This is a genomic window from Vibrio sp. B172a, from assembly GCF_030248355.1.
Taxonomy (GTDB): Bacteria; Pseudomonadota; Gammaproteobacteria; order Enterobacterales; family Vibrionaceae; genus Vibrio; species Vibrio owensii.
Genome location: NZ_JAHGAC010000020.1, coordinates 74787 through 99379, shown reverse-complemented (window position 1 = coordinate 99379; position 24593 = coordinate 74787). Strand labels below are relative to the sequence as shown.

Below are 24593 nucleotides of genomic sequence, written 5' to 3'. Positions count from 1 at the left end.
GTGAGTATACCTTAGCCAACGTCACAGTCATACCCGAACACTGCTCTTATCCTTAACTTGAGGGCTAACTTGTTAATTTCAATATCTCATCTCTCGTGATTGATGAGGCATCGCCCATAGCCCCAAAGAGTAATGCAAGGTATAATTTTCACCATTGTGCACAATAACTCTTAAGATTCATGGATAGCTTAATTGCCATCGCAGCCGCCATTCTTTACGTTTTGGCAATTGCGACCATCATTCCCGGACTCTCTCAGCAGTCAGGAATCAAAGCGAAAACCGTATTTGCCAGTGCGGCATGTGCGTTGGTTTTTCACGCTTGGATTCTGAGTGATCTGATTTTCGACGGTTCAGGGCAAAACCTCAGCATTCTTAACGTCGCTTCTTTGATCAGCTTTATCATATCCCTTGTGATGAGTGTGGCGATGCTCAAGAATCGTTTGTGGTTCCTTCTTCCTGTGGTTTATAGCTTTGCTGCCATCAACTTAACTGCTGCTACCTTCTTACCAAGCACGTTTATTAAGCATTTAGAGAACGACCCTAAGCTACTTATTCACATTTCTTTTGCGCTGTTCTCCTACGCTACCTTAACAATTGGTGCGCTATACGCACTACAACTTGCGTGGCTTGACCACAAGCTCAAAGCTAAGAAGTCGTTAGCAATTAATCCAAACTTGCCACCATTGATGATGGTTGAACGACAACTGTTCAAGATTATCTTGATTGGTAACCTATTACTCACAGGCACATTGATTACTGGTTTTGTCTTCGTACAAGACATGTTTGCTCAAGGTAAAGCACACAAAGGTATCCTTTCTTTTATCGCTTGGATTGTGTATTCCATTTTGCTTTGGGGTCATTATCAAAAAGGTTGGCGTGGTAAGAAAGTGACTTGGTTTGCAGTCGCGGGTGCGACACTGCTGACCTTGGCATACTTTGGCAGCCGCTTCGTGAAAGAGATCATATTAAGTTGATGTAATCCATCTATTAAATTCAATTAATAAGGAGCCTTGTGCTCCTTATCCTTTATATTGATGGGTAAATAAAATAGAGTACCCCTTATTCCATTGACTTAGCGGCCAAGCTCGGTCATAAATTAACCAAACACATACAAGGAACTGCTGCGTTTTGGACGACATATCTACGGGTATCTTATTTGCGCTACTCGCGTGTCTTATCGTCATATCAGGTTACTTCTCAGGTTCAGAAACAGGGATGATGTCTTTGAACCGTTACCGCTTAAAGCACTTAGCCAATAATGGGCATAAAGGGGCGAAGCGAGTCGAAAAGCTATTAGACCGTCCAGATCGTTTGATTGGTCTTATCCTTATCGGCAACAACCTTGTTAATATTTTGGCGTCTGCCATCGCGACCATTTTGGGTATGCGATTATACGGTGATATCGGTGTTGCCATCGCAACTGGTGCACTGACTATGGTGGTACTCGTATTTGCAGAAGTCACACCGAAAACCATCGCCGCCCTCTACCCTGAACGCGTGTCCTACGCGAGTAGTATTCTCCTTACGATTCTGATGAAAGTTCTTTCACCTCTGGTGATGTTAGTGAACTTTATTACTAATGGTTTTATCCGCCTTATTGGCGTGAAAGCCGATCACAACACAGAAGATCACCTTAGTTCAGAAGAATTACGCACGGTTGTAAATGAAGCGGGTGGCATGATTCCGCGCCGTCACCAAGACATGCTGGTTTCGATTTTGGATCTTGAACACGTCACCGTGAACGACATCATGGTGCCACGTAATGAGATCACTGGCATCGACATCAATGACGATTGGAAATCTATCGTCCGTCAGCTGACTCACTCTCCTCATGGCCGTATTGTGTTGTACCGCGACCAGATTGATGAAGTGGTTGGTATGCTGCGTCTGCGCGAAGCTTATCGATTAATGCTAGAGAAGAACGAGTTCAACAAAGAAACACTGCTACGTGCTGCCGATGAGGTGTACTACATCCCAGAAGGCACACCTCTGAACGTGCAGATGCTGAAGTTCCAACGCAACAAACAGCGCATTGGTTTGATTGTCGATGAGTATGGCGACATTAACGGTCTGGTAACGTTGGAAGATATCTTGGAAGAGATCGTTGGCGAATTCACCACATCCATAGCACCAAGCTTATCGGAAGAAATTACTCCGCAAGGCGATGGCAGCTTCTTGATTGAAGGCAGCGCCAACATTCGTGATATCAACAAAGGCTTGAAGTGGAAACTACCGACCGACGGCCCACGAACTTTGAATGGTCTGATTCTAGAACATTTAGAAGACATTCCAGAAAGCCATTTAAGCGTGCAAGTCGCTGGGCATCCAATGGAAATTGTCGATATTGAAGAGAATCGCATAAAGCTTGTTAAGGTGTACCCAAAACTCAAGAAAAGTAGCGATAAATAGCGTCGAAAAAACAAAAAGAGCCTGACATTGTCAGGCTCTTTCTTTTTATGCGTTTCGAACTCCACGCTCTTATCTGAAAGACAGATTAATCAATGCGTAGTTCTTTTAGCATTGACTCTGGCAGTGCAAGCTCGTCATTCTTATTAACTGATACACCGGCTTCTAGAATGTTCTTCGCGATTTGCTTTGCTTCATCCAGAGAGTGCATTGCTGCTGTACCACATTGGTACTCGTTCAACTCAGGGATCTTGTTTTGGTTTTCTACTTTCAAAACATCTTCCATCGCGGCAATCCAAGCGTCAGCCACTTGCTGCTCTGAAGGCGTGCCAATCAAACTCATGTAGAAACCGGTGCGACAGCCCATTGGTGAAATATCAATAATCTCGACACTCTCACCGTTTAAGTGGTTACGCATAAAGCCTGCGTACAAGTGCTCTAATGTATGAATCCCTTTCTCAGAAAGGATGTCTTTGTTTGGCGCAGTGAAACGTAGGTCGAATACCGTGATGGTGTCCCCTTTTGGAGTTTGCATCGTTTTAGCCACACGGACTGCTGGTGCATTCATGCGTGTGTGGTCTACGGTAAAACTGTCTAATAAAGGCATTACATCTCTCCTGATTGTAATCACCAACACTCACAAGTATTGGTCGTTATTTCTGTTCATTCCCTCACTCATAATCCATGGATTGAGTGAGCTAAAAGAACCAGCCGCTGTTGTCTTCTAATTCCTGACGACATTGTTTCAGCTGCCAGCCATAAGTCTTTGCGGTTTGCTCTACGCGCCTAGCAACCTTAATCAAGCTTGGTTTACTGTTATAAGTGCCGCGTTTGTAGCCGCCACGTCCTTCATGATACGCAAGATACTGATTGTAAGGATCCCACAACGAGATACCCAATTGACGACGAGTTTCATGGGTGTACCAACCGACAAACATCATGGAGTCGTCGAAGTTCGTACGTGAGCCACCTTGTCCCGTCGCATCTTGGAAATCATCCCAAGCAGGGTCTTGGGCTTGAGCATAACCGTAAGCGCTGCTAACGCGTCCCCACGGAATAAAGCCGAGAATATAGTCTTTAGGTGGTCGAGCATCATGACGAAAGCTACTTTCTTGCTTAATGATCGCCATCGCCACATTGATTGGCGTGCCCCACTCTTCTTCCATGTCTTTGGCATCTTCATACCAACCGGATTTTTCTCGGAATATTTCACATAGGTTGTCTTGTTGCTTTGGGGGCGCAGTCGCACAACCGGCTAACATCACGCTCCCAAGTACAGACACCACTAACGGCTTAATGTCCAATCCCTGTCCTTACTGCTGATTATTGTTTTAGGTAAGCAAAGTAATCTTCTAAGAAGTCATCAAAGGATAACGTATCACTTTGCTCTGCTTGTTTTTGCTTCTCTACCGATGTCGCAACTTCCGTTTCCATTGCGTCAGCTGAATATTGCTCATAGCTGTGTGCTAGGTTTTCTTCACGGAACTTCATGCCAAGCGCACAGCCTACTTTACCTAAACCGCCGTGCTCTTTTGTCAGCTCAAGCAGTTGGCCAGAAATGGTCAGCTCTGGTTCATCAATCCAAGATTCTAGTTTGTCACAAACCGCTTGGTACGCATTGCCACCAGCTGCGGCATCCATTTCAACCGCAATCAGACGAAGGTCAGCGAATACGCGATGAGCCCAATCTTGTAGAGACAGACGCTCGCCTTGGCAACCGATTTGCAGCATCAAGCCCTTCTCGCGGCCAGAAACAATGACTTTGTTCCAGTTGTCACGCCAGCATTCTAGCTCGCAGTTATCCATCGGGTCTGAGTCTGAAAGCGCTGCCCACGTTAGGAATAGGTCAAGGAAGCGAACTTGCTCTTCACTCACACCAACGGCACTGAATGGGTTCACATCGAGCGAGCGAACTTCAATGTATTCCACACCGCCACGTTTAAGCGCTTCCGAAGGCTTTTCACCGCTCTTCGTTACACGTTTCGGACGAATTGGGGCGTACAGTTCATTCTCAATTTGCAGAATGTTTGAGTTAAGCTGACGATATTCACCATCGACTTTCACACCAATCTCAGCAAACTCTTCAGATGGACGACGAATCGCGTCACTCAAACCTTCAAGATACTGGTCGATACTATTAAAGCCAATCTTAAGCACGCTTTGAGCGCTGTTGGTGTAACCAAGATCACTCAGACGCAGAGAGGTTGCTTTTGGTAGGTATAACGTGCCACCAATTTTCTCAAATGGCAGATCCGTTTCACGTCCTTGAATGAACGAGCCACACAACGCTGGTGACGCACCAAAGAAGTACGGGATCATCCAACCAAAACGGTAGTAGTTACGGATTAGAGCAAAGTACGCTGCAGATTTCGTTTCTTGGCGAGCTTCTTCATCTTGCTCACCATGCAGCGCATCCCAGAACGATTCAGGGAAAGAGAAGTTGAAGTGCACACCGGAGATAATTTGCATCAAGCTACCGTAGCGGCGTTTTAGACCTTCACGGTAAAGCGTTTTCATTTTTGCTGAGTTTGATGAGCCATATTGAGCCAGCTGAATATCATCTTCAGTGCCTACATAACATGGCATCGAAAGCGGCCACATTTTCTCTTCACCCATTTTGGTTTGAGTGAAGTGATGGATGTCTTTCAACTGTCCCATCAATTCAGGGATCTCATGTGATACAGGCGTAATGAATTCCAGTAGAGATTCTGAAAAGTCTGTCGTGATCCATTTGTTTGTGAACGCTGAGCCCAAACCCTCTGGATGAGGTGTTGTTGCTAGGTGTCCATCCTGACGATAGCGCAAAGTTTCTCGCTCAACACCGCGTCCAAACTGCTTAAATACTTCTGGGTTTGATGCAACTTGTTTTAGTCGCGCAGCAAAATCAGTCAAAATGAGGTTCGCTTATATTGGGAGCAGGACACTCGCCAAGCGTGGCAAGTGAAAGCTAAGTTATTGATATATAATCCATCTAGATAAATAACCCATCAAAAAGTCATTTATCTAGTTAGAAACGAATAGCGGAGAGTCTCCTCTCCGCTATTAAATGTGTACTCTATCGAATGATTTCAAGCTCTTCCACGTCTTTCCCTAACTTTTCTAGTTGAGGGCGAAGGGAAGTCGCATCTCCGACGACCACGATTTGATAGTCGTTCGGGTCAAACCATTTCTGTGCTAGAGCGTTGAGCGTCTGCTTATCGACGGTCTCAACAATAGCGTTTCGTTGCTGTAGATAATCTTTATCTAAGTTGTATTTCAAAATATCACTGATGAGCTTGCCTTTCTGTGTTGGCGTTTCATATTTCAGTGCATCTTTTTGACCGACCGCTTGGCGCATAAATTTCAACTCATCGTCAGTCATGCCCGATTGTGAGAACTCGTTCAACTCATTCTCCATCTCGATGATAGACGCCACCGTCGAATCCGCACGCACTTGCGCAGTAAATACAACCGATCCCGTTTCTACATTACCGGAGAAATAACCATAAGCACCATAAGTGTAGCCTTTGTCTTCACGAAGGTTTTGGTTGATACGGCTATTAAAGTTACCCGCTAGGTTAAAGTTTGCTAACTGACCTAGATAGAAATCGCCAGTTGCATCGTAAGGCATGCCTTGACGAACCATCATGACCACACTTTGTGGCGCCCCTGGCTTATCCACCAAGTGCACTTTTTGCGTACCGAGTGGTGCGATAGTTTGCGGCGCGTAAAGTGGAGCGGCGTCATCTTCCCAATTTGCCCAGAAAGACAGTTGTTTCTCTAAGTCCGCTTTGCTGATATCACCAACGGCAATGATCTGTGCACTTTGTGGCGTGTAATGCTTCGCATAGAAATCACGAACATCATCCAACGTCAGCGCTTGAAGCCCCGCCTTGGTGCCATCTTTCGGGCGTGCAAAGATAGAGTTACCATACAACACTTGGCGACTTGCCTGTGATGCCATCCAGCTTGGTTTTTGGTGTTCATAAACCAGACCTTCTAACGCTTGTGTTTTCACTCGGTCAAAATCTTCTTGCTTGAATGCCGGAGACAACAACATCTCCTCAACGATCTTCAACGTTGGGGCAAGGTTCTTCTCAAGTGCAGAAACGCTGATGTCCGTCGTGTAACCACTCGCATCGACAGAAATAACGCTGCCAAGCTTGTCTAATTCAGCTTGGATGTCTTCTGCAGAGCGCTTAGTAGTGCCCTCTTGCAACATCGCTGCAGTGAGCTGAGCAAGGCCCTCTTTGCCTCTTTCAACAAAACGCGTACCAGCTGGCAAGCTAAACTGCATTGTCACCGTTGGTGTTTCGCTGCTTACGGTTCCAAGTAATTCCGAACCGTTTTTGAAGTGAACGTCGTACAGTTTTGGCATCGTTGCTTCAACAGGCGCGCCCGCTGGCGGTTGGACAGAGCGGTCGAAATTGTCCGTTGCACGACGATAAGCCAATTGGTCATCGGTGATCTTTTCGTACTCAGGTAATGTGCGTTTTGGCGTTACGAAGGTTGCAGGCTTCACAGCTAGCTCTGTCTTACCTTTTGGCACAACACTCAGCGTTACCTTGTTCTTGCCTTGAATAAAATCACTGTATGCTTTTTCTACCGATTCAGGCGTAACAGCACGAAGCTGCTCAAGCTGCTGTTCAATCAGATCTGGCTTACCAAAGAACGTTTGATTTGATGCTAACTGCGTGACTTTGCCTTTTACACTTTCTAGAGCAAAAATCGCGTCGGCTTCGGTTTTACCTTTCAGTTGCTCAAGACGATCTTTGGTTACGCCATCTTTGGCAAATTTATCCAACGATGCCATCAACTCATCATAGAGCTTAGATAAATCACCTTTGTCGCCAGAATCTCCCATCGCGTAAACATAGAAATTACACGACAGCTCAGCACAATCTTGGAATGATCCCGCATCGACAGCTTTCTGTGTTTTGACCAAGTCTTGGTAAAGCACGCTGTTCGTGCCGCTGCCCAACACACTAGCTAAAGTATCCAGCGAGGCTTGATTCGCTTCACCGCTATAAGTTGTCGGCCATGCGATCATGACCATAGGTTGCTGAATACGATCTTCTAATGTGATGTATTTGCTTTCGGCAAGCTTAGCTGGCTGCTTAGGAGCGTTTTCCACCTCAGGGCCACGAGGGATCGAGCCAAAGTATTTGTTCACCCACGCCAACGTCTGTTCTACATCGATATCACCACCAATAGTCAATACCGCGTTGTTTGGGCCATACCAGCGCAAGAAGAAAGCTTTCAGGTCGTTCACATCCACGCGATCAAGGTCTTCTACGTAACCGATGGTTTGCCATGAATACGGATGACCTTCTGGGTACAAGGCTTCAGACATACGTTCCCAAATCAAACCATAAGGTCGGTTGTCGTAACGCTGAGCTCGCTCATTCTTCACCGTAGAACGTTGGATCTCAAACTTACGTTGAGACACGGCATCGAGCAAAAAGCCCATGCGATCCGATTCGAGCCACAGCATTTTTTCTAACTGGTTAGCCGGAACAGTTTCGAAGTAGTTGGTGCGGTCACGGTTAGTTGTACCATTTAGGGTACCACCCGCTTCCGTAATAATTTTGAAGTGCTCTTGGTCACCTACGTTCTCAGAACCTTGGAACATCATGTGCTCGAAAAAGTGCGCAAAGCCAGATTTACCGATCTCTTCACGTGCAGAACCCACGTGGTAAGTAACATCCACATGCACAAGTGGGTCAGAATCTTCAGGTGCCAGAATCACCGTAAGGCCGTTATCGAGCTGATATTTCTGGTATGGGATTTTTACTTTGCCTTCTTCTGCTTTTGATGACTCGACGAAAGTCACCCCATCAGGCAATGACGAAACAGGGGCGTTTGATGCGCAGCCCGTGATCACTAAAAGTGAGCACGCACTTACCCAAAACATTCTCATGCGCTTTCCTTAAAATAAACCGAGATAGATGGCAGCCAGCACACTGTATCTTGCGGCTTTGCCTAAAAATATAAGAACTAAACACGGCAGAAACTTCATCCTTAACCATCCTGCCGCTAAACATAGTGGGTCGCCAATAACAGGCAACCAACTAAAGAATAATCCCCAGTAACCGTATTTTGACAGCCACTTCAATGCGGTGTGACCGTGCTTTTCGTCTTGAGTTTTATTAGGAATCCACAACCCAAGCCAATAGTTAGTCAAACCACCAAGGGTATTACCGATCGTGGCTACAATGATAATGGAAGAAACGGAGTACTGGTTTAACGATAAAGTGGCTATCAATCCCGCTTCAGAGCCACCTGGTAACAAAGTGGCACTGAGAAAACCGGTAATGAATAGCACCCACAATGCAGAATCAGAAAACCACAGTGCTAGGTTTTCAAAAGCCGCATTAAAGGCTTCTAACATGTCATATCAAGCAAGATCTTGCCTCGCGTCCGTCCGGATTCGACTTGTTTGTGTGCTTCCACAACCTCATTCATCGGATAGACGTGTTGTATTTCTGTTTTCAACAATCCAACCCCAACCATATAAAGTAAGGTGTCGAGTTGTTCGCGATCGGGTTCCACCAACATGCCGCTCGCCTCAAAGCCAAGCAGCTTCGCCTTTTCGCAGATCAGTTCGGCGGTAATGGTTGGAACGGTGATGACTCGAGCATCATCAGTCAGGCATTTGAGAGCATCAAGTGCAGCATCGCCACCAACAAGATCAATCAAAACATCCACATCTTCAACACGTTCTGACACTGGCGCAAATTGATAGTTCACTGCATGCGCCCCCAATGTGGCGAGGTAGTCTAAATTTCGCTCACTGCAGGTGGTAAAGACTTCGGCTTTGGTTGCCACGGCGATTTGTACCGCTATATGCCCAACGCCACCAGCGCCTGCGAGAATCAATACTCGGTCGCCCTCGGTAACATTGGCCTTGCTTAATGCTTGAGCCGCCGTTTGTCCCGCAAGAGGTAGTACCGCTGCCGCCTCTAACGTGACAGTATTTGGAACATGGTTGAGTTCAGATTCTGGAACACAAACGTATTGGCTGTAACCACCGCCTCGGATAGGGAAGCCGATAAATCCCGCTACCTCGTCGCCTTCATTAAAACGCGACGTTCCCTCTCCACAGGAAACGACTTTTCCTGAGATGTCATAACCCGGAACCCAAGGTAAGTTATCTTTATTTTGTGCGGCAGCCCATCCAAGCCCTGCTCGAGTTTTAACATCAATTGGATTTATGCCTGAGTAGGCAACTTTAATGAGGATTTCACCCGCTTGTGGTGCCGGTGTTGTGGTGGTTTGCAGTGCAAGAACGTCTGCGTCGCCAAATTCGGTAATCGCTATCTGTTTGTGTTCCATAACCCATTCCCTGCGAGAAAACAAAAAGGGATGCAAGAGCATCCCTTTGACTATAAACCATTTTGTTTGTCGAAGTTAATCGCCAATTTGTAAATTGATAGCTAATTCCATTTCATAGAATATCCACCAACTTTCAGGCTCTACTTACAGTGACATACTAGCCGACAAGTGCGAGCAATATACCAGCAGCTACTGCTGAACCGAGTACCCCAGCAACGTTTGGTCCCATTGCGTGCATCAACAAGAAGTTTTGTGGGTTTGCTTCTAGGCCAACCTTATTCACAACACGTGCCGCCATTGGTACTGCAGAAACGCCTGCCGCACCAATAAGTGGGTTGATGTCTTCTTTCGAGAACTTGTTAAGCAATTTCGCCATCAGAACACCCGCGCCAGTACCAATACTGAATGCGACCGCGCCAAGTCCTAAGATACCTAGCGTTTCTAGGTTCAAGAACTGCTCAGCTTGCAGCTTAGAACCGACACCAAGCCCCAAGAAAATGGTCACAATGTTGATCAGTTCGTTTTGAGCTGTTTTCGATAAACGATCCACCACACCGGCTTCACGCATCAGGTTACCCAAACAGAACATACCAACTAGCGGCGTTGCCGAAGGTAAGAACAGAATCGTCATCAATAGTACAGCAAGTGGGAAGATCACTTTCTCCCACTTACCAACATGGCGAAGCTGAGCCATCTTGATCTGGCGCTCTTCTTTGGTTGTCAGAGCTTTCATGATTGGTGGCTGAATGATCGGTACTAAGGCCATGTAGCTGTATGCTGCCACGGCAATCGCACCTAACAGATCTGGAGAGAGTTTACTCGCCAAGAAAATAGCCGTTGGGCCATCCGCACCACCGATGATCGCGATAGACGATGCATCCGCCATGGAGAACTCCATACCCGGAACGTAGTTAAGTAGAATCGCACCAAACAATGTTGCGAAGATACCAAACTGCGCCGCAGCACCTAACCATAAGGTTTTCGGATTCGCAATCAAAGCGCCAAAGTCAGTCATCGCACCTACGCCCATGAAGATCAGCAGTGGGAACACGCCCGACTCGATCCCAATGTAGTAGACGTAGTACAACAAGCCGCCCGGATCGGTAAAGCCAGCGTTTGGAATGTTCGCTAAGATAGCACCAAAACCAATTGGCAATAACAGTAAGGGTTCAAAGCCTTTTTTGATCGCCAAAAACAGCAAGGTACAGCCAACCAGCATCATACAGATTTGGCCGAACTCAAAGTTCGCGATCCCTGTTTCTGACCATAAGGTCATCAATCCGTCCATGATACTCCCTTACGTCAGGCTAAGAAGAGGCGAGCCAACGGTAACAGCGTCCCCTTCTTTCACGTTCAACTCTTGAACCACACCACCACGTGCAGCGCGAACTTCTGTTTCCATCTTCATCGCTTCAAGAATCAAAAGTACATCACCTTCCGCCACTTCAGCCCCCGGCTGAACATTGACTTTAAAGATGTTGCCCGCAAGTGGCGCTGGTACTGCTTCCGCGGCACTATTGGCAGCAGCAACTGGCGCAGCAGGTTGAGTAGGCGCTGCTGCCGCATTTGGCGTCACAGAAGTTAATTGACCTTGCGGCCCAACTTCTACTTCATACACTTGACCATCAACACGCACGCTGTAGGTTTCTACACCGCCAGTAGCAGGTTGCGCTACAGGTGCAGCAGCTGGTTTTGCAGCTTCTAAGGTTGGTGCTGGTTCAAAGGCATCTGGATTGCCACGGTTTTTCAGGAATTTCAGACCAACTTGAGGGAACAGCGCGTAAGTTAGAACATCGTCGACACGTTCACTTGCTAGCTTAATGCCTTCAGATTGCGCTTTCTCCATCAAATCAACGGTTAGGGTCTCCATTTCTGCTTCAAGTAAATCAGCAGGACGACAAGTAATAGCTTCTTTGCCATCCAGCACTTTTGCTTGTAGCTCGGCGTTTACTGCTGCTGGAGCTGCACCGTATTCGCCTTTTAGAACACCCGCAGTTTCTTTAGTGATGCTCTTGTAGCGCTCGCCTGTTAGTACGTTGATCACCGCTTGAGTACCGACAATCTGAGACGTCGGTGTCACTAGTGGGATAAAGCCAAGATCTTCACGTACACGTGGGATCTCTTCCAATACTTCATCGATACGATCTGCAGCGCCTTGTTCTTTGAGCTGACCTTCCATGTTAGTCAACATGCCACCTGGTACTTGAGCGATCAAAATGCGTGAATCCACACCTTTTAGCTGACCTTCCCATTTCGCGTATTTCTTACGTACTTCACGGAAGTAAGCCGCGATAGGCTCGATTTGATCTAGTTTTAGGTTGGTGTCGCGCTCTGTACCTTGCAGCATCGCAACCACTGTCTCTGTAGGCGTGTGACCGTATGTGCAGCTCATCGAAGAAATCGCGGTATCAAGAATATCAATGCCTGCTTCTACCGCTTTCACTGCAGTCGCCGTAGATAGACCGGTTGTTGCGTGACAATGAAGCGCTAATGGCACATCACAAGACGCTTTGATGCGAGTGATCAGCTCTTCGGCTTCATATGGCTTGAGTAGGCCGGACATGTCCTTGATACATAGAGAGTGACAGCCTAAGTCTTCAAGACGTTTAGCCAAATCCACCCAAGTATCTGCGTTATGTACAGGACTGGTAGTGTAAGACAAGGTCCCTTGAGCATGTGCACCAACGTCTACCGTTGCTTTCACTGCCTTTTGGAAGTTACGTACATCGTTCATTGCATCAAAGATACGGAACACATCCATACCATTTGCGTGCGCGCGTTCAACAAACTTCTCTACTACGTCATCGGCATAGTGGCGGTATCCTAAAAGGTTTTGACCACGCAGTAGCATTTGCATTGGTGTATTTGGCATGGCCTTTTTCAATTCGCGCAAGCGCTCCCATGGGTCTTCACCCAAGAAACGGATACACGCATCAAAGGTTGCGCCACCCCAAGTCTCTAGCGACCAGTAACCAACTTTATCTAACTCAGCTGCGATAGGCAGCATATCTTCGATACGCATACGCGTTGCGAATAGAGACTGATGGGCGTCACGAAGGACCACATCTGTAATAGCGAGTGGTTTAGACATGTTCTTAAACTCCTTTTTAATCCTATCTTTCGGCTACTTCGCGACAGAGGCGCGATGTTTATGAATCGCAGCCGAGATCGCCGCCACTACTTGTGGACTAACAGCTGAAGAGGTTGATTGAACGTTGGTATTTGTTTTCGGTGCTGCGATCGGCGCTGGTACTTCTTCCGGTACCAATTTGGACATCAGCCGAACGAGATAAACTAGAATGGTGAGGAAAATAAATACGACCGCCATCCCTGTTAACATCAGGGTGGCCGCATCTACTAGCAGGCTTCCTATATTCGTCATGTTGCTTCCTTTCTTTGTCATCCTGACAATGTGCAGGACTTTAATAGCGTCAAATCCCGACCAATGGATTATCTCGATTGGTTAAATTTTGTCAATTTTGTTTAAGGAAGCTTTTAAATAATCCTTAATATTGATTATTTATTCACTACCCAGATCACAAATTATACGAAAATCCACTTTTCTCATGAGATTGTTTAATCTATAACCACACTAAATGAAAGTGATTGTAAAAACTGCGATTGGGATTTCAAAACGAAAACAGCACATAGGATGAAAACTAAAATAAAAACATAAACCTAGCTCAAATTAACTAAATTTAAACATTTCATTTACACAAAACTAATATGGTAGTGGAGTGACAAGAAATAAGTAGGACAATGATTCTAGGAATTGCAGGCAAAGGTTTGCCCCTCGGGTATTTTAACTAGCCGTTCTTAGAAGAACTTATGATTATTTAAGCACTTATTGATTTTTCTCATTCTTTATTTTACAGGCCATCACTGCGCCGTTAACCCTCCATTCATTCGAACCATTTTTATCGCGTCATGACGACAATGCACGTCGAGTTTCTTGTACAACTTGTAGATATGACTTTTCACCGTGCTCTCAGATAAGAACAATTGAGAGGCAATTTGCTGATTCGATATCCCATAGGCGAGCAGCTCAAGTATCTGCCTCTCCCGGCTGGTTAATGAGTCATGCTGACAATCCATGGAAAGATTTGAGTGACGATAATTGCTGATCAGTTTCTCCAAGTACACTCTTGGTAGCCATAGCCCTCCTTGAAATATGTATTCCACACTTTCACTGATGTGTGTGACCGAAGCGTTTCGCAATAAAATACCTTTGAGCAATTTCCATCGAAGCAACTCATTATCCACCCTTTCATTAGGCACATTGTGAATCATAAGAGACCAACCAAATAGGTCGAAATCGGGCAACAATGCTCTCGCTTCAAGTAGCCTCATGAAGTCATAGTCAATGAACACCAGATCAACGTGCATGGTATGACTGCGAAACACTGCTTCTTCTGGTAAACATGTTTTGACGTAGATGTCAGGTAAAGTTGATAGTTGTCCTTCTATTAAACTGGTTTGAAGATTGTTCTCCGCTAGCAGGAGAAGATGCTTGGTTCCCATAGTATCCACCACTGTTTGCTGGCACTTATACCACTTACCTCCGTGTGCCAGAGTTTTCTCACGACAAATTCAAAGTCGATAAATTTATCAATAGAAAAAATATAGCAGTTCAGGCTGACTTTACCGTCGCGACAAAGAGACAAAAATAATGAAAAGGTTTGAGCGGTAATAAACGATTTCGCACTACCTCTTCAGCCTATCAAAGCTAAGTCACTGTTCTTACGACCCCCTTTTAAAACAAAGGCTCCCAATCAATTTGTCGTTTTTATTTTAGGGTGACTCGTCGGAGGAGAAAAAGCCTACTTTTTAAGCCTATTTCTGTGTGGAATTTCATACTTGAAGCACCCTAATGAGATCCATTCTCACTAAATAAATGATTCAACTTCGATTTTGTAATCGCTCAATGAACAACCGAGAGGTTCGCTCAGCTGCTACTGGTAATTTTCTCAATAGTAAGAAACTCGCCCTAAAACCCTTACCTATACTTCCTTCGCTTCCGCAACGATGGAGCCAGCAAGAAGTAAACATGCAGTCATTTTTAATCAGGAAAATCAGGAAATGGAGTAATCAACATGACTCTTAACAAAACAGGGCTTGCTATCGCTATGTCGGCGATTCTATTTAGTGGTTCAGTGTTAGCTTTCCCTTCAGTTAATGAAGTGGATGACGGGAATGGAAATAGCCAGTGGTCTGAAAGCGCGAACACAAACAATAGTTCAAATGATGCAACTGCGAATAACAGTTTCAATCATGCTGATAGTTCGAATTCGAGCACTAACAACGCTAACGACAGTTCAGATTCAAGCATGAACACTACGCGTAGTAACAACGACAACAGTGATCATAACGCAAGTACTAACGGTAGCTACAACAACAGCAGTACCAATAACGCGAATGACAACTCAGATTCAAGCATGAACACCACGCGTAGTAATAACGACAACAGTGATCACAACGCGAGTACCAATCACAGTAACAATGACAACAGCAGTAGCTATGCGAACGATAACTCCGACTCAAGCACCAATGGCAGTTACAACGACAATAGCGACAACCGTGATCAAGCTGACTACCGAAATCAATCAGACAATCGTGACCAAAGTGATAGCAGTGACAACAGCAGTAGCTATGCAAACGACAACTCTGATTCAAGCATGAATACGACACGTAGCAACAACGACAACAGTGACTCAAGCACCACCACTCGTCGTAGTAACAACGATAACAGTAACTCAAGCACCAACGATAGCTACAACGACAACAGCGACAACCGTAGCTATGCCGATAACAACTCTGATAACCGAGATCAAAGCGACAATCGTGATCAAAGTGACAACCGTAGTTTCGCTAATGACAACAGCGACAGCAGCACTAAAGACAGCTACAACGACAACAGCGACTCAAGCTCTACCAATACTGACAGCTTCAACCAAGTAAATATGGACGTCGATATGGTGGTGGCTGATTCCAAAGTGATGGGTGGTGTTCACTCTGCGTCTGTGACTTACAAAGCGGATGCAAAAGATGCCAAAGTGAAAGTTGAAAACGTGAATAACCTAGGCGGTCTAGGTGGTGCGGCAGGTATTACTACCGTGGCACAAAACGCCGGCTCTAACTCACTTATTCAACAATCTGTTGCTACCAATGCGAGTGTATTTACAGGTGGCGAGTAACTAGGAACCTAGGAGAAAGCGATGCGTTTGGCACTGTGTACCTTGGGTATGGTAGTGGCCGTTTCTGTAAACGCAGAGGACATAACGTTATCTGATGAAACCGTCAGCTTAGAAGCAATGAATGAAGCCAGAGGTGGGCAAAACGTTGAGTTAGACCTCTTCTATGCGGAATCAGATGTGGACGGCATTTCGTCAGATAACGTTGCGACCAATACGGTAAGCGGAAACAACATACTATCACCAGGTGCGTTCGCAGACAGTTCAGGGATATCGAGCGTGATTCAAAATACAGGGAATAACGTGCTTATCCAGAACTCAACCGTCGTTAACCTGACACTCAAGTAACTATCAATATGAAAGTTTGGCAAAACTTAACTTGGCTGTTGCTGGCAATGTCAGCTTCAGCCAACTCCTTGGAATTCCTTCCTCATCGAGGGCATTTTTCTGTGCCGGTAAAAAGCTACAAGGAAATCGTGTTTGGTGATGTCTTCCGTCAGCAATATGATTTTAGTTGTGGCTCTGCCGCACTAGCTTCATTACTCACCTATCACTATGGCACGCCTTCGACGGAACAAGACATCTTCAAAGTCATGTACGACAAGGGGGATAAAGCGCAGATAAAAGAGAAAGGCTTTTCTTTACTGGACATGAAGCTTTACCTCGATTCTATCGGACTAAATTCCGACGGCTTTCAAGTTGGGTTAGAAAAGATCCGCAAAGTTGGAGTTCCGGGCATCACATTGGTGAATTTCGATGGATACATGCACTTTGTCGTGATCAGAGGTATGAATGCCGACTCAGTGATCTTAGGCGATCCTTCCCGCGGCACCATGATCATGAAATATGAAGAGTTTGAGAAATATTATCAGGGGATCGTACTGCTGATTCGAAACGAAGCTGAGATGGGACGCTCGGGATTTATTACCGATGACAAATTTGCCATCTATCACGCTTCGCCTGTTGAGAGTGGCGTACCAAGAGACTCACTCGGAGTATTCAGTATTACCTTGCCCGTTGCGGGTGAAAACTAATGGAGGCGTGGTTATGAGAAGATCAAAAGTATTGCTCGCGTTTTGTCTTAGCATGCCTTCTGTCGTGCTGGCTAACGTGATTGAACTAGGCGCTTTAAAACCAGTCCCAGATGAATCCCTTGCCGAGATGCGAGGTGGGTTTCAATTGACTGATGACTACGTGATAAACATTGGTCTGAGCATTACCACGACAATTAATGGGCAAGATATCCTCAACACGACGATAGCAAACCTCGTAATCGAAAACGGCTCTCTTACCAATATCAGTGGCAGTAATAACCCCAATGGTAGCGGCGATCTCGATCAGGGTATCGTCAACATCATTCAATTTGGTGAAGGGAACTTTATTGGTGACAATACGGCCAATACGCCTGATATGCCCAGCTCTAGTCAACCTAACATCATCAGTTCTGATTTCATTAACTCCAGTATCATCAATATCATTCAGAATACGACTGACAACAGCGTGATTGGCTTGAGCACATTAGTCGATATCGATGCGCAAGTCACTGGCGTCATGCAGCAGATACGCGCAAACCAGCAACTTGAGGATGCACTCCTTAATCACCTTCAGTGAAACTCCTTAATAGAGCATCAAAAAAGGATTACCGTTTTAGTAATCCTTTGAGCATGTCTTTGGTTCATTGAGTAAATTGAGTTGCGCTATAAATTAAACGGCACTCGAATCGTCAATTGGAAATCCGGAGTATCTTCCGTTAAGCCTGCTTGAGCGCTGACATTGATCGACGCTCGCGGGCTAAACGCGTAATTGACCCCAAGTGTTAACGCATCGAGTTGAAGTAGCTTCGCATCATCGGCAGAGCTGCCATTAACTTTACTTTTCATGATCGTTTTATGGCTGAGTCCGAGCGAGAAAGACAGATCCGGGTTCACCGCAAAGCCCATACCACCCGCTAAGGAAATGGTGTCGCCAAGGTCAACATCAGCTTTGGTATCCCCTACTGTGACATTGTCTTCCAAGTTGTAGATATAGCTGAGGTTGGCGTACAAGACTGCAGGATCGGTTGGGTAAATCATCGAGATGCTCGGTTCAAAACTCCAAAAGCCTGAGCCTGTTGGTACATCACTAAAAGAGTTGCTACCTTCGTCGATCGATACATCATAAGGAGAGCGGCCAGTGTCTGATTTCACCCGTAGTCCGCCAACCCAATAAGGCGCACTGTCAAAATTAAACTGGTGACGAATAGCGAGCTCCACATCTCCCATCCCACCACCATCGATTGTGGTATTCACCACGTCAGCATTCGAACCATCCTGAATAGGTCGCGTTGCAATCTGGTCATTGCGATAAACGTAGGGTAGCCGAACTTCCAATTCCGTTGCATTGGTTAAGCCATATCGAGCCGTTAAACCAACCGTTACTGTTGTCCGATCTGCATCACTGACTTCGATTCGACCGACAATCAGTGTCGGTAACACGGTATAACCGACGACAGAGACCTTATTTGAAGAGTTTTGTGTATAGCTAAGTGATGTATCGAATGACCACTGCCCTCGTGGCGTGAGCACGCCAGGGCGGTCTATGACATCACTTACCGTTTGTGCCCGTTGAGGAATCTCATCTCCTTCAGCACCGTAAGCAGTTTGAGCTACACATACCAACCCAAGAGTGCAGCCAATCAGTGTCTTCCCTAACATCGAATTATCCTTTCTTGTGGCGGTTATAAACGATTAGGTTAGATTTTGAGGTTTCGCAATTTGTTGATAGCAAGAAGTTGCGCAGTCTTAAAACAGAAACGCTTGAATGGCTTATGGGAGTTTAGCTTAAGGAAGAGGTCAGATCTCAAATACAAAAAAGCCCCGCATAAGCGAGGCTTTTTCTAAAGAGTGGCGCGTCCTGGAGGATTCGAACCTCCGACCGCCTGGTTCGTAGCCAGGTACTCTATCCAGCTGAGCTAAGGACGCACGGTTTTCGATATCAGTATTACCAATATCAGGAGTTCACAAGGAAACCCTAAAGAGTGGCGCGTCCTGGAGGATTCGAACCTCCGACCGCCTGGTTCGTAGCCAGGTACTCTATCCAGCTGAGCTAAGGACGCGCAGTTTTCGACATCAGTGTTACCAATATCAGGAATTCTCAAAGAAACCCTAAAGAGTGGCGCGTCCTGGAGGATTCGAACCTCCGACCGCCTGGTTCGTAGCCAGGTACTCTATCCAGCTGAGCTAAGGACGCGCAGTTTTCGATATCAGTGTTACCAATATCAGGAATTCACAAGGAAACCCTAAAGAGTGGCGCGTCCTGGAGGATTCGAACCTCCGACCGCCTGGTTCGTAGCCAGGTACTCTATCCAGCTGAGCTAAGGACGCGCAGTTTTCGATATCGGTGTTACCAATATCAGGAGTTCACAAGGAAACCCTAAAGAGTGGCGCGTCCTGGAGGATTCGAACCTCCGACCGCCTGGTTCGTAGCCAGGTACTCTATCCAGCTGAGCTAAGGACGCGCAGTTTTCGATATCAGTGTTACCAATATCAGGAATTCACAAGGAACCCCTAAAGAGTGGCGCGTCCTGGAGGATTCGAACCTCCGACCGCCTGGTTCGTAGCCAGGTACTCTATCCAGCTGAGCTAAGGACGCGCAATAATCTTTATTTTACTTTGTATAACCCGTTTATCAAACGAATTATTAAATAGTGGCGCGTCCTGGAGGATTCGAACCTCCGACCGCCTGGTTCGTAGCCAGGTACTCTATCCAGCTGAGCTAAGGACGCGCAGATCTTCTTGCTAGGAAGTTGTGAAGTAAATCACATTCATTTCTTACGAAACAAAAAAAAGGCCGTCGGGCCAGTCAATGAATGGCGGTGAAGGAGGGATTCGAACCCTCGATACGGGATAAACCGTATACTCCCTTAGCAGGGGAGCGCCTTCAGCCTCTCGGCCACCTCACCGTTTTCATTGTTATATCTCAGAAGAGATATGGCGCGTCCTGGAGGATTCGAACCTCCGACCGCCTGGTTCGTAGCCAGGTACTCTATCCAGCTGAGCTAAGGACGCACTGTTTGTTGATAAATCAACGTTGCAAGAATGGCGGTGAAGGAGGGATTCGAACCCTCGATACGGGATAAACCGTATACTCCCTTAGCAGGGGAGCGCCTTCAGCCTCTCGGCCACCTCACCGTCTTGCGGAGGCACATATTACGTTTTACCGAAAATATGTCAAACACTTTCTTTGAAAAAAAACGCAAAAATCGCTTAACCGATGCGGATTTAATCAAAGTGATTATTAAACAAACTTTATCACTCTATTATGATGAAAAAAAGAGAGTCTTCCCTTAAAAAATGACATTTTTTCGAAACTAAAAAGGCTAGCCGAATGGCTAGCCTTTTTCATTCAAACTAAGCTCTGTAAACAGGAGCGGCTTAGTAGTTACCTGAAGCAACGTTACCGTTGCCTTTTTCAGCTTGAATGCGCATGTAGATTTCTTCACGGTGAACAGAAACCTCTTTCGGAGCGTTAACGCCGATACGTACTTGGTTACCTTTAACACCTAGTACAGTTACAGTCACTTCATCACCAATCATAAGTGTTTCGCCTACGCGGCGAGTCAAAATTAGCATTCTTTGCTCCTTGAGTAATCTCTAAATTTTCTTGCTACAAAGCTATTATCCAACAAAAGTTATATTTTCGTAAACTACCTTGTTACCGAAAATTAGCCCAAAAAGGCATGTTTTTGCTGAATGTTTAATACTTCACTAGATGTAACGTAAGCATTATGAAGAATGTTTGCTGCTGCATCCACACTCTCAGGTGGTAAGACTAGCATCATAGTGAGTGCATTCGTTGAGCAGAAATTGATCACAATATCTTGCTGTGCCAACAATTCACAGGCATGGTCAACCATTCCATTGGCTTCTAGCCCCACAGCGGTCAACAGGCTTACTACTTCACTATTACGGATTTTATCGCTGAACACCAGATCCAACTTGGCACATGCATCTTGTTTTATCATGATACCTGTTCGTTCTGTTTCCTCGATCACATTCCAAATGTCGATACCTAACATCTGACATTGCTTTGTAACGCTAGGCAAATGTTCGTCGTCAACTTCAATAATGGCAAGGTCACGTTGAATGGCTAGACCAGAGACGGCTTTTGAGCCTGACTCCCCTTTCACCAAACTGCCTTCATTCAGTTCAAATGTCGAAAGCACGCGTAGTGGAACATTATTCTTCCATGCATACTGCACAGAAGGTAGATGTAACACTTTCGCTCCACGGCTCGCCATCGCTTCCATTGAAGGAAAATCGATAACCGCCATCTTTTGAGCGTTTTTCACTACACGTGGATCACAAGTATATATACCATCAACGTCGGTAAAGATTTGACACTCATCCGCGCATAATGCGCCAGCCAGTGTCACTGCGCTCGTATCTGAGCCACCTCGACCTAATGTGGTGATATCCCCATTTTCATTCACACCTTGGAAGCCAGCTACGATGACGATTTGGTCTTGTTCAAGCAAATCCATAATCGTAGATGTATCAATGTGTTTAATCGTCGCGTCATTGTGTTGATTGTCCGTCACAATGTTCGCTTGTGCTCCGGTAAGTGAGCGCGCTACATAACCCAATTTATTCAGAGTCATCGCCAGCAGTGCCATCGACACTTGCTCACCAGCAGAGAGCAAAACATCAAGTTCTCGAGCCGTTGGAACGCTATCTACTTGCTTAGCGAGATCCATTAGTCGATTTGTTTCGCCTGACATTGCAGACACAACAACGACAACTTGATTACCATCATTTTTCGCCTTAATGATGTGTTCAGCTACCTGGTGGATTCTTTCAATTGAACCCACTGAGGTTCCGCCAAACTTTTGCACGATAAGGGGCTTTTTCACCAGTCTTCACCTTCCCAAGACCAAAGTCTCATTAGGACCACTCATACTCCATTGAGATAAATTATATAAGCGGTAGTTACAACAAAAACCAAGCAGCGTAAATGACCTGGTTAAAATACGGTCAATTAAACCACTTGGTTACCATAAAAAAATTACGCTCAATCAAAGAAGCTTGATTGAGCGTAATTCATTATTTTAAAAGCTTATAGGCGTTCTTCTAGCCAAGGCTGTACTGACTGAATCGCCGCAGGCAGCGCGGCAACATCAGTACCACCCGCTTGCGCCATGTCAGGACGACCACCGCCTTTACCGCCAACTTGCTCAGCAACCATCTTAACTAGGTCACCTGCTTTCACTTTACCGATAAGGTCTTTGGTTACGCCTGCAATCAGACCGATCTTGTCATCGTTCACGTTAGCAAGAAGGATTACGCCGCTACCTACTTGGTTCTTGATGTCATCAACCATCGTACGTAGGTTCTTGTTATCTGCGCCTTCTAGAGCAGCGATCAGTACTTTAGTACCGTTGATGTCCTGAACTTTACCCATGATGTTTGCGCTTTCTGCCGCAGCCATCTTGTCTTTCAGTTTCTGGATTTCTTTCTCTAGAGATTTTGCTTTCTGCGCTGATTCAGCCAGTTTCTCTTCGTACTTAGCCGCTTGAGCTTCGATTGCGTCTAGCGCACCTTCACCCGTTACCGCTTCGATACGACGGATACCTGCTGCGATACCACCTTCAGATGTGATCTTGAATAGACCGATATCACCTGTGTTTGAAGCGTGAATACCACCACAAAGTTCAGTAGAGAAGTCGCCCATAGACAGTACGCGTACTTCGTCGTCGTACTTCTCGCCAAATAGAGCCATTGCGCCTTTCTTCTTAGCAGACTCAATGTCCATCACGTTGGTTTCAATCGTATGGTTACGACGAATTTGCGCGTTAACTAGACGCTCAACTTCTTTCAGTTCAGCTGCAGTTACGGCTTCTAGGTGTGAGAAGTCGAAACGTAGGCTGTCAGCTTTCACTAGAGAGCCTTTCTGCGTTACGTGCTCACCAAGAACTTGGCGAAGAGCTGCGTGTAGTAAGTGCGTTGCTGAGTGGTTTAGAGAGATAGCTGCTCGACGCTCTGCGTCAACGATAGTTGCTACTTCGTCGCCTTTCGCTAGAACGCCTTCTGCCATTACACCGTGGTGTGCGATTGCGTTACCTAGCTTTTGAGTATCTTCAACACGGAATACACCAGCTTCAGTACGGATTTCACCAGCGTCACCACATTGACCACCTGACTCTGCGTAGAATGGTGTCTCACCAAGCACGATGATTGCTTTGTCGCCTGCAGATAGAGATTCTACTTCGTTGCCTTCAACGAACATCGCCGCTACAGAGCTAGAGCCTTTAGTACCTGTGTAACCACAGAATTCTGTTTGCGTATCAACTTTGATTGCTGCGTTGTAGTCAGTACCGAAGTTACCAGCTTCACGCGCACGTTGACGCTGCTCTTCCATCGCTTTCTCGAAACCTTCTTCGTCGATTGCGAACTCACGCTCACGTGCAACGTCGTTAGTTAAGTCAGCTGGGAAACCGTAAGTATCGTAAAGTTTAAATACTGTTTCGCCGTCTAGTACTTTACCGTCTAGGTTATCTAGAGCTTCGTTTAGAATCGCCATACCGCGCTCAAGTGTACGACCGAAGTTTTCTTCTTCGATACGCAGTACTTTTTCAACCACAGCTTGTTGACGCTTCAGTTCTTCACCAGCCGTACCCATGATTTCCGCTAGTACACCAACCAGTTTGTGGAAGAATGCACCTTGTGCGCCCAGCTTGTTACCGTGACGAACTGCACGACGGATGATACGACGTAGAACGTAACCGCGGCCTTCGTTTGAAGGCATAACGCCATCAACGATCAGGAATGAACATGAACGGATGTGGTCAGCGATAACGCGTAGCGATTGGTTTGATAGGTCTTCGTAACCAATCACTTCAGCAGCAGCTTTGATAAGAGCTTGGAATACATCGATTTCGTAGTTTGAGTGAACGCCTTGCATGATTGCAGAGATACGCTCGATACCCATACCAGTATCTACCGATGGTTTTGGTAGCGGTTCCATAGTGCCGTCTGCGTGACGGTTGAACTGCATGAATACGTTGTTCCAGATCTCGATGAAACGGTCACCATCTTCTTCAGGTGTGCCAGGACGGCCACCCCAGATGTGCTCACCGTGATCGTAGAAGATTTCAGTACATGGACCACAAGGACCTGTGTCACCCATTTGCCAGAAGTTATCTGACTCGTATGGTTTACCACCTTTCTTGTCGCCGATGCGAATAATGCGGTCTGCTGGAACACCTACTTTTTGGTTCCAGATATCGAATGCTTCGTCGTCTGTCTCGTAAACGGTTACAAGTAGACGGTCTGCTGGCAGCTTAAGGGTTACTGTTAGGAATTCCCAAGCGAAAGCAATAGCGTCTTCTTTGAAATAATCGCCAAAGCTGAAGTTACCTAGCATTTCAAAGAACGTGTGGTGACGAGCAGTGAAGCCAACGTTTTCCAGGTCGTTGTGTTTACCACCAGCACGTACACAACGTTGAGCCGTAGTCGCTCGAGTGTAGGCTCGTTTTTCTAAGCCTAAGAAACAATCTTTAAATTGGTTCATACCCGCGTTTGTGAACAGCAGGGTTGGGTCGTTATGTGGAACTAACGATGAACTTTCTACGATTTGGTGTCCTTTGCTCTCAAAGAACTTGAGGAACGCGTTACGAACCTCATCAGTGCTCATGTACATGCAGCT

20 protein-coding genes and 10 tRNA genes are annotated in these 24593 nt (G+C 46.0%); 6 read left to right on the top strand and 24 right to left on the bottom strand.

The genetic code is table 11. The features are described 5' to 3' along the window. The first annotated feature begins 179 nt into the window (after positions 1 to 179). A complete protein-coding gene (locus KIT90_RS18545) occupies positions 180 to 974 on the top strand; it encodes an inner membrane protein YpjD (RefSeq protein ID WP_005438043.1) in 795 nt (264 codons plus the stop codon). Positions 975 to 1128: 154 nt separating this feature from the next. After that, a complete protein-coding gene (locus KIT90_RS18540; RefSeq protein WP_009707575.1) occupies positions 1129 to 2409 on the top strand; it encodes an HlyC/CorC family transporter in 1281 nt (426 codons plus the stop codon). An 85-nt stretch (positions 2410 to 2494) separates the two neighbouring features. Here KIT90_RS18540 and luxS read toward each other — a convergent pair whose 3' ends face one another. The 10 genes from luxS to KIT90_RS18490 all read right to left on the bottom strand — a co-directional run bounded on the left by luxS (position 2495) and on the right by KIT90_RS18490 (position 14241). Then, positions 2495 to 3013 carry an S-ribosylhomocysteine lyase gene (gene luxS, locus KIT90_RS18535; protein WP_005438047.1) on the bottom strand — a complete coding sequence of 173 codons (519 nt, stop codon included), beginning with the start codon at positions 3011 to 3013 and terminating at the stop codon, positions 2495 to 2497. A 91-nt stretch (positions 3014 to 3104) separates the two neighbouring features. Further along, on the bottom strand, positions 3105 to 3710 hold the full coding sequence (locus tag KIT90_RS18530; protein WP_005438049.1) for a hypothetical protein: 606 nt from the start codon (positions 3708 to 3710) through the stop codon (positions 3105 to 3107). Between the two features lie 19 nt (positions 3711 to 3729). Then, positions 3730 to 5298 carry a glutamate--cysteine ligase gene (gene gshA, locus KIT90_RS18525; protein WP_005438052.1) on the bottom strand — a complete coding sequence of 523 codons (1569 nt, stop codon included), beginning with the start codon at positions 5296 to 5298 and terminating at the stop codon, positions 3730 to 3732. Between the two features lie 163 nt (positions 5299 to 5461). Then, a complete protein-coding gene (locus tag KIT90_RS18520) occupies positions 5462 to 8305 on the bottom strand; it encodes a pitrilysin family protein (protein ID WP_045480255.1) in 2844 nt (947 codons plus the stop codon). A gap of 9 nt (positions 8306 to 8314) precedes the next feature. Next, positions 8315 to 8776 (bottom strand): YqaA family protein, encoded by a 462-nt coding sequence (locus KIT90_RS18515; RefSeq protein ID WP_005438056.1) that lies wholly within the window; start codon positions 8774 to 8776, stop codon positions 8315 to 8317. Next, a complete protein-coding gene (locus KIT90_RS18510; protein WP_285377938.1) occupies positions 8770 to 9720 on the bottom strand; it encodes an NADP-dependent oxidoreductase in 951 nt (316 codons plus the stop codon). The genes KIT90_RS18515 and KIT90_RS18510 overlap by 7 nt, the downstream gene beginning before the upstream one ends. A gap of 157 nt (positions 9721 to 9877) precedes the next feature. Then, complete coding sequence (locus tag KIT90_RS18505) at positions 9878 to 11008, bottom strand: sodium ion-translocating decarboxylase subunit beta (protein WP_005438059.1); 1131 nt, start codon at positions 11006 to 11008, stop codon at positions 9878 to 9880. A 9-nt stretch (positions 11009 to 11017) separates the two neighbouring features. Beyond that, a complete protein-coding gene (gene oadA / locus KIT90_RS18500; RefSeq protein WP_285377935.1) occupies positions 11018 to 12811 on the bottom strand; it encodes a sodium-extruding oxaloacetate decarboxylase subunit alpha in 1794 nt (597 codons plus the stop codon). A gap of 33 nt (positions 12812 to 12844) precedes the next feature. Next, the gene (locus KIT90_RS18495; protein WP_005448441.1) at positions 12845 to 13102 is read right to left on the bottom strand and encodes an oxaloacetate decarboxylase subunit gamma; all 258 of its coding nucleotides are present in this window, start codon (positions 13100 to 13102) and stop codon (positions 12845 to 12847) included. A 497-nt stretch (positions 13103 to 13599) separates the two neighbouring features. Further along, the gene (locus KIT90_RS18490) at positions 13600 to 14241 is read right to left on the bottom strand and encodes a helix-turn-helix transcriptional regulator (protein WP_020196754.1); all 642 of its coding nucleotides are present in this window, start codon (positions 14239 to 14241) and stop codon (positions 13600 to 13602) included. A gap of 572 nt (positions 14242 to 14813) precedes the next feature. Between KIT90_RS18490 and KIT90_RS18485 the strand changes: the two genes are divergently transcribed. The 4 genes from KIT90_RS18485 to KIT90_RS18470 are packed head-to-tail and all read left to right on the top strand — an operon-like array spanning position 14814 to position 17522. Beyond that, a complete protein-coding gene (locus tag KIT90_RS18485) occupies positions 14814 to 15914 on the top strand; it encodes a dentin sialophosphoprotein (RefSeq protein ID WP_285377932.1) in 1101 nt (366 codons plus the stop codon). Positions 15915 to 15935: 21 nt separating this feature from the next. Next, positions 15936 to 16259 carry a carbon storage regulator gene (locus KIT90_RS18480; protein ID WP_122067009.1) on the top strand — a complete coding sequence of 108 codons (324 nt, stop codon included), beginning with the start codon at positions 15936 to 15938 and terminating at the stop codon, positions 16257 to 16259. Positions 16260 to 16267: 8 nt separating this feature from the next. Beyond that, positions 16268 to 16945 carry a C39 family peptidase gene (locus KIT90_RS18475; RefSeq protein ID WP_285377929.1) on the top strand — a complete coding sequence of 226 codons (678 nt, stop codon included), beginning with the start codon at positions 16268 to 16270 and terminating at the stop codon, positions 16943 to 16945. Positions 16946 to 16958: 13 nt separating this feature from the next. Continuing rightward, the gene (locus KIT90_RS18470) at positions 16959 to 17522 is read left to right on the top strand and encodes a hypothetical protein (RefSeq protein ID WP_285377927.1); all 564 of its coding nucleotides are present in this window, start codon (positions 16959 to 16961) and stop codon (positions 17520 to 17522) included. Positions 17523 to 17608: 86 nt separating this feature from the next. Here the strand turns inward: KIT90_RS18470 and KIT90_RS18465 are convergent, their stop codons facing one another. From KIT90_RS18465 to alaS, 14 genes are all read right to left on the bottom strand, one after another. Next, positions 17609 to 18604: a transporter gene (locus KIT90_RS18465; RefSeq protein WP_038896771.1), complete on the bottom strand. Its 996-nt coding sequence runs from the start codon at positions 18602 to 18604 to the stop codon at positions 17609 to 17611. Between the two features lie 190 nt (positions 18605 to 18794). Next, a tRNA-Arg gene (locus KIT90_RS18460) sits at positions 18795 to 18871 on the bottom strand. A gap of 57 nt (positions 18872 to 18928) precedes the next feature. Next, positions 18929 to 19005 (bottom strand) — tRNA-Arg (locus tag KIT90_RS18455). 57 nt (positions 19006 to 19062) lie between these two features. Further along, positions 19063 to 19139 (bottom strand) — tRNA-Arg (locus KIT90_RS18450). A gap of 57 nt (positions 19140 to 19196) precedes the next feature. After that, positions 19197 to 19273: transfer RNA gene (locus KIT90_RS18445), tRNA-Arg, on the bottom strand. 57 nt (positions 19274 to 19330) lie between these two features. Continuing rightward, a tRNA-Arg gene (locus tag KIT90_RS18440) sits at positions 19331 to 19407 on the bottom strand. 57 nt (positions 19408 to 19464) lie between these two features. Beyond that, positions 19465 to 19541: transfer RNA gene (locus tag KIT90_RS18435), tRNA-Arg, on the bottom strand. A 56-nt stretch (positions 19542 to 19597) separates the two neighbouring features. After that, positions 19598 to 19674: transfer RNA gene (locus tag KIT90_RS18430), tRNA-Arg, on the bottom strand. 85 nt (positions 19675 to 19759) lie between these two features. After that, a tRNA-Ser gene (locus tag KIT90_RS18425) sits at positions 19760 to 19851 on the bottom strand. 29 nt (positions 19852 to 19880) lie between these two features. Next, positions 19881 to 19957, bottom strand: a tRNA-Arg gene (locus KIT90_RS18420). A 31-nt stretch (positions 19958 to 19988) separates the two neighbouring features. Beyond that, positions 19989 to 20080, bottom strand: a tRNA-Ser gene (locus KIT90_RS18415). Positions 20081 to 20323: 243 nt separating this feature from the next. Next, the gene (gene csrA, locus KIT90_RS18410) at positions 20324 to 20521 is read right to left on the bottom strand and encodes a carbon storage regulator CsrA (protein ID WP_004415691.1); all 198 of its coding nucleotides are present in this window, start codon (positions 20519 to 20521) and stop codon (positions 20324 to 20326) included. Positions 20522 to 20613: 92 nt separating this feature from the next. Next, positions 20614 to 21801, bottom strand: a complete 1188-nt coding sequence (locus KIT90_RS18405) for an aspartate kinase (protein ID WP_285377925.1) — start codon at positions 21799 to 21801, stop codon at positions 20614 to 20616. Between the two features lie 203 nt (positions 21802 to 22004). Beyond that, positions 22005 to 24587, bottom strand: coding sequence for an alanine--tRNA ligase (gene alaS, locus KIT90_RS18400; RefSeq protein ID WP_005436411.1), 2583 nt, complete (start codon positions 24585 to 24587; stop codon positions 22005 to 22007). Positions 24588 to 24593: the final 6 nt, after the last annotated feature.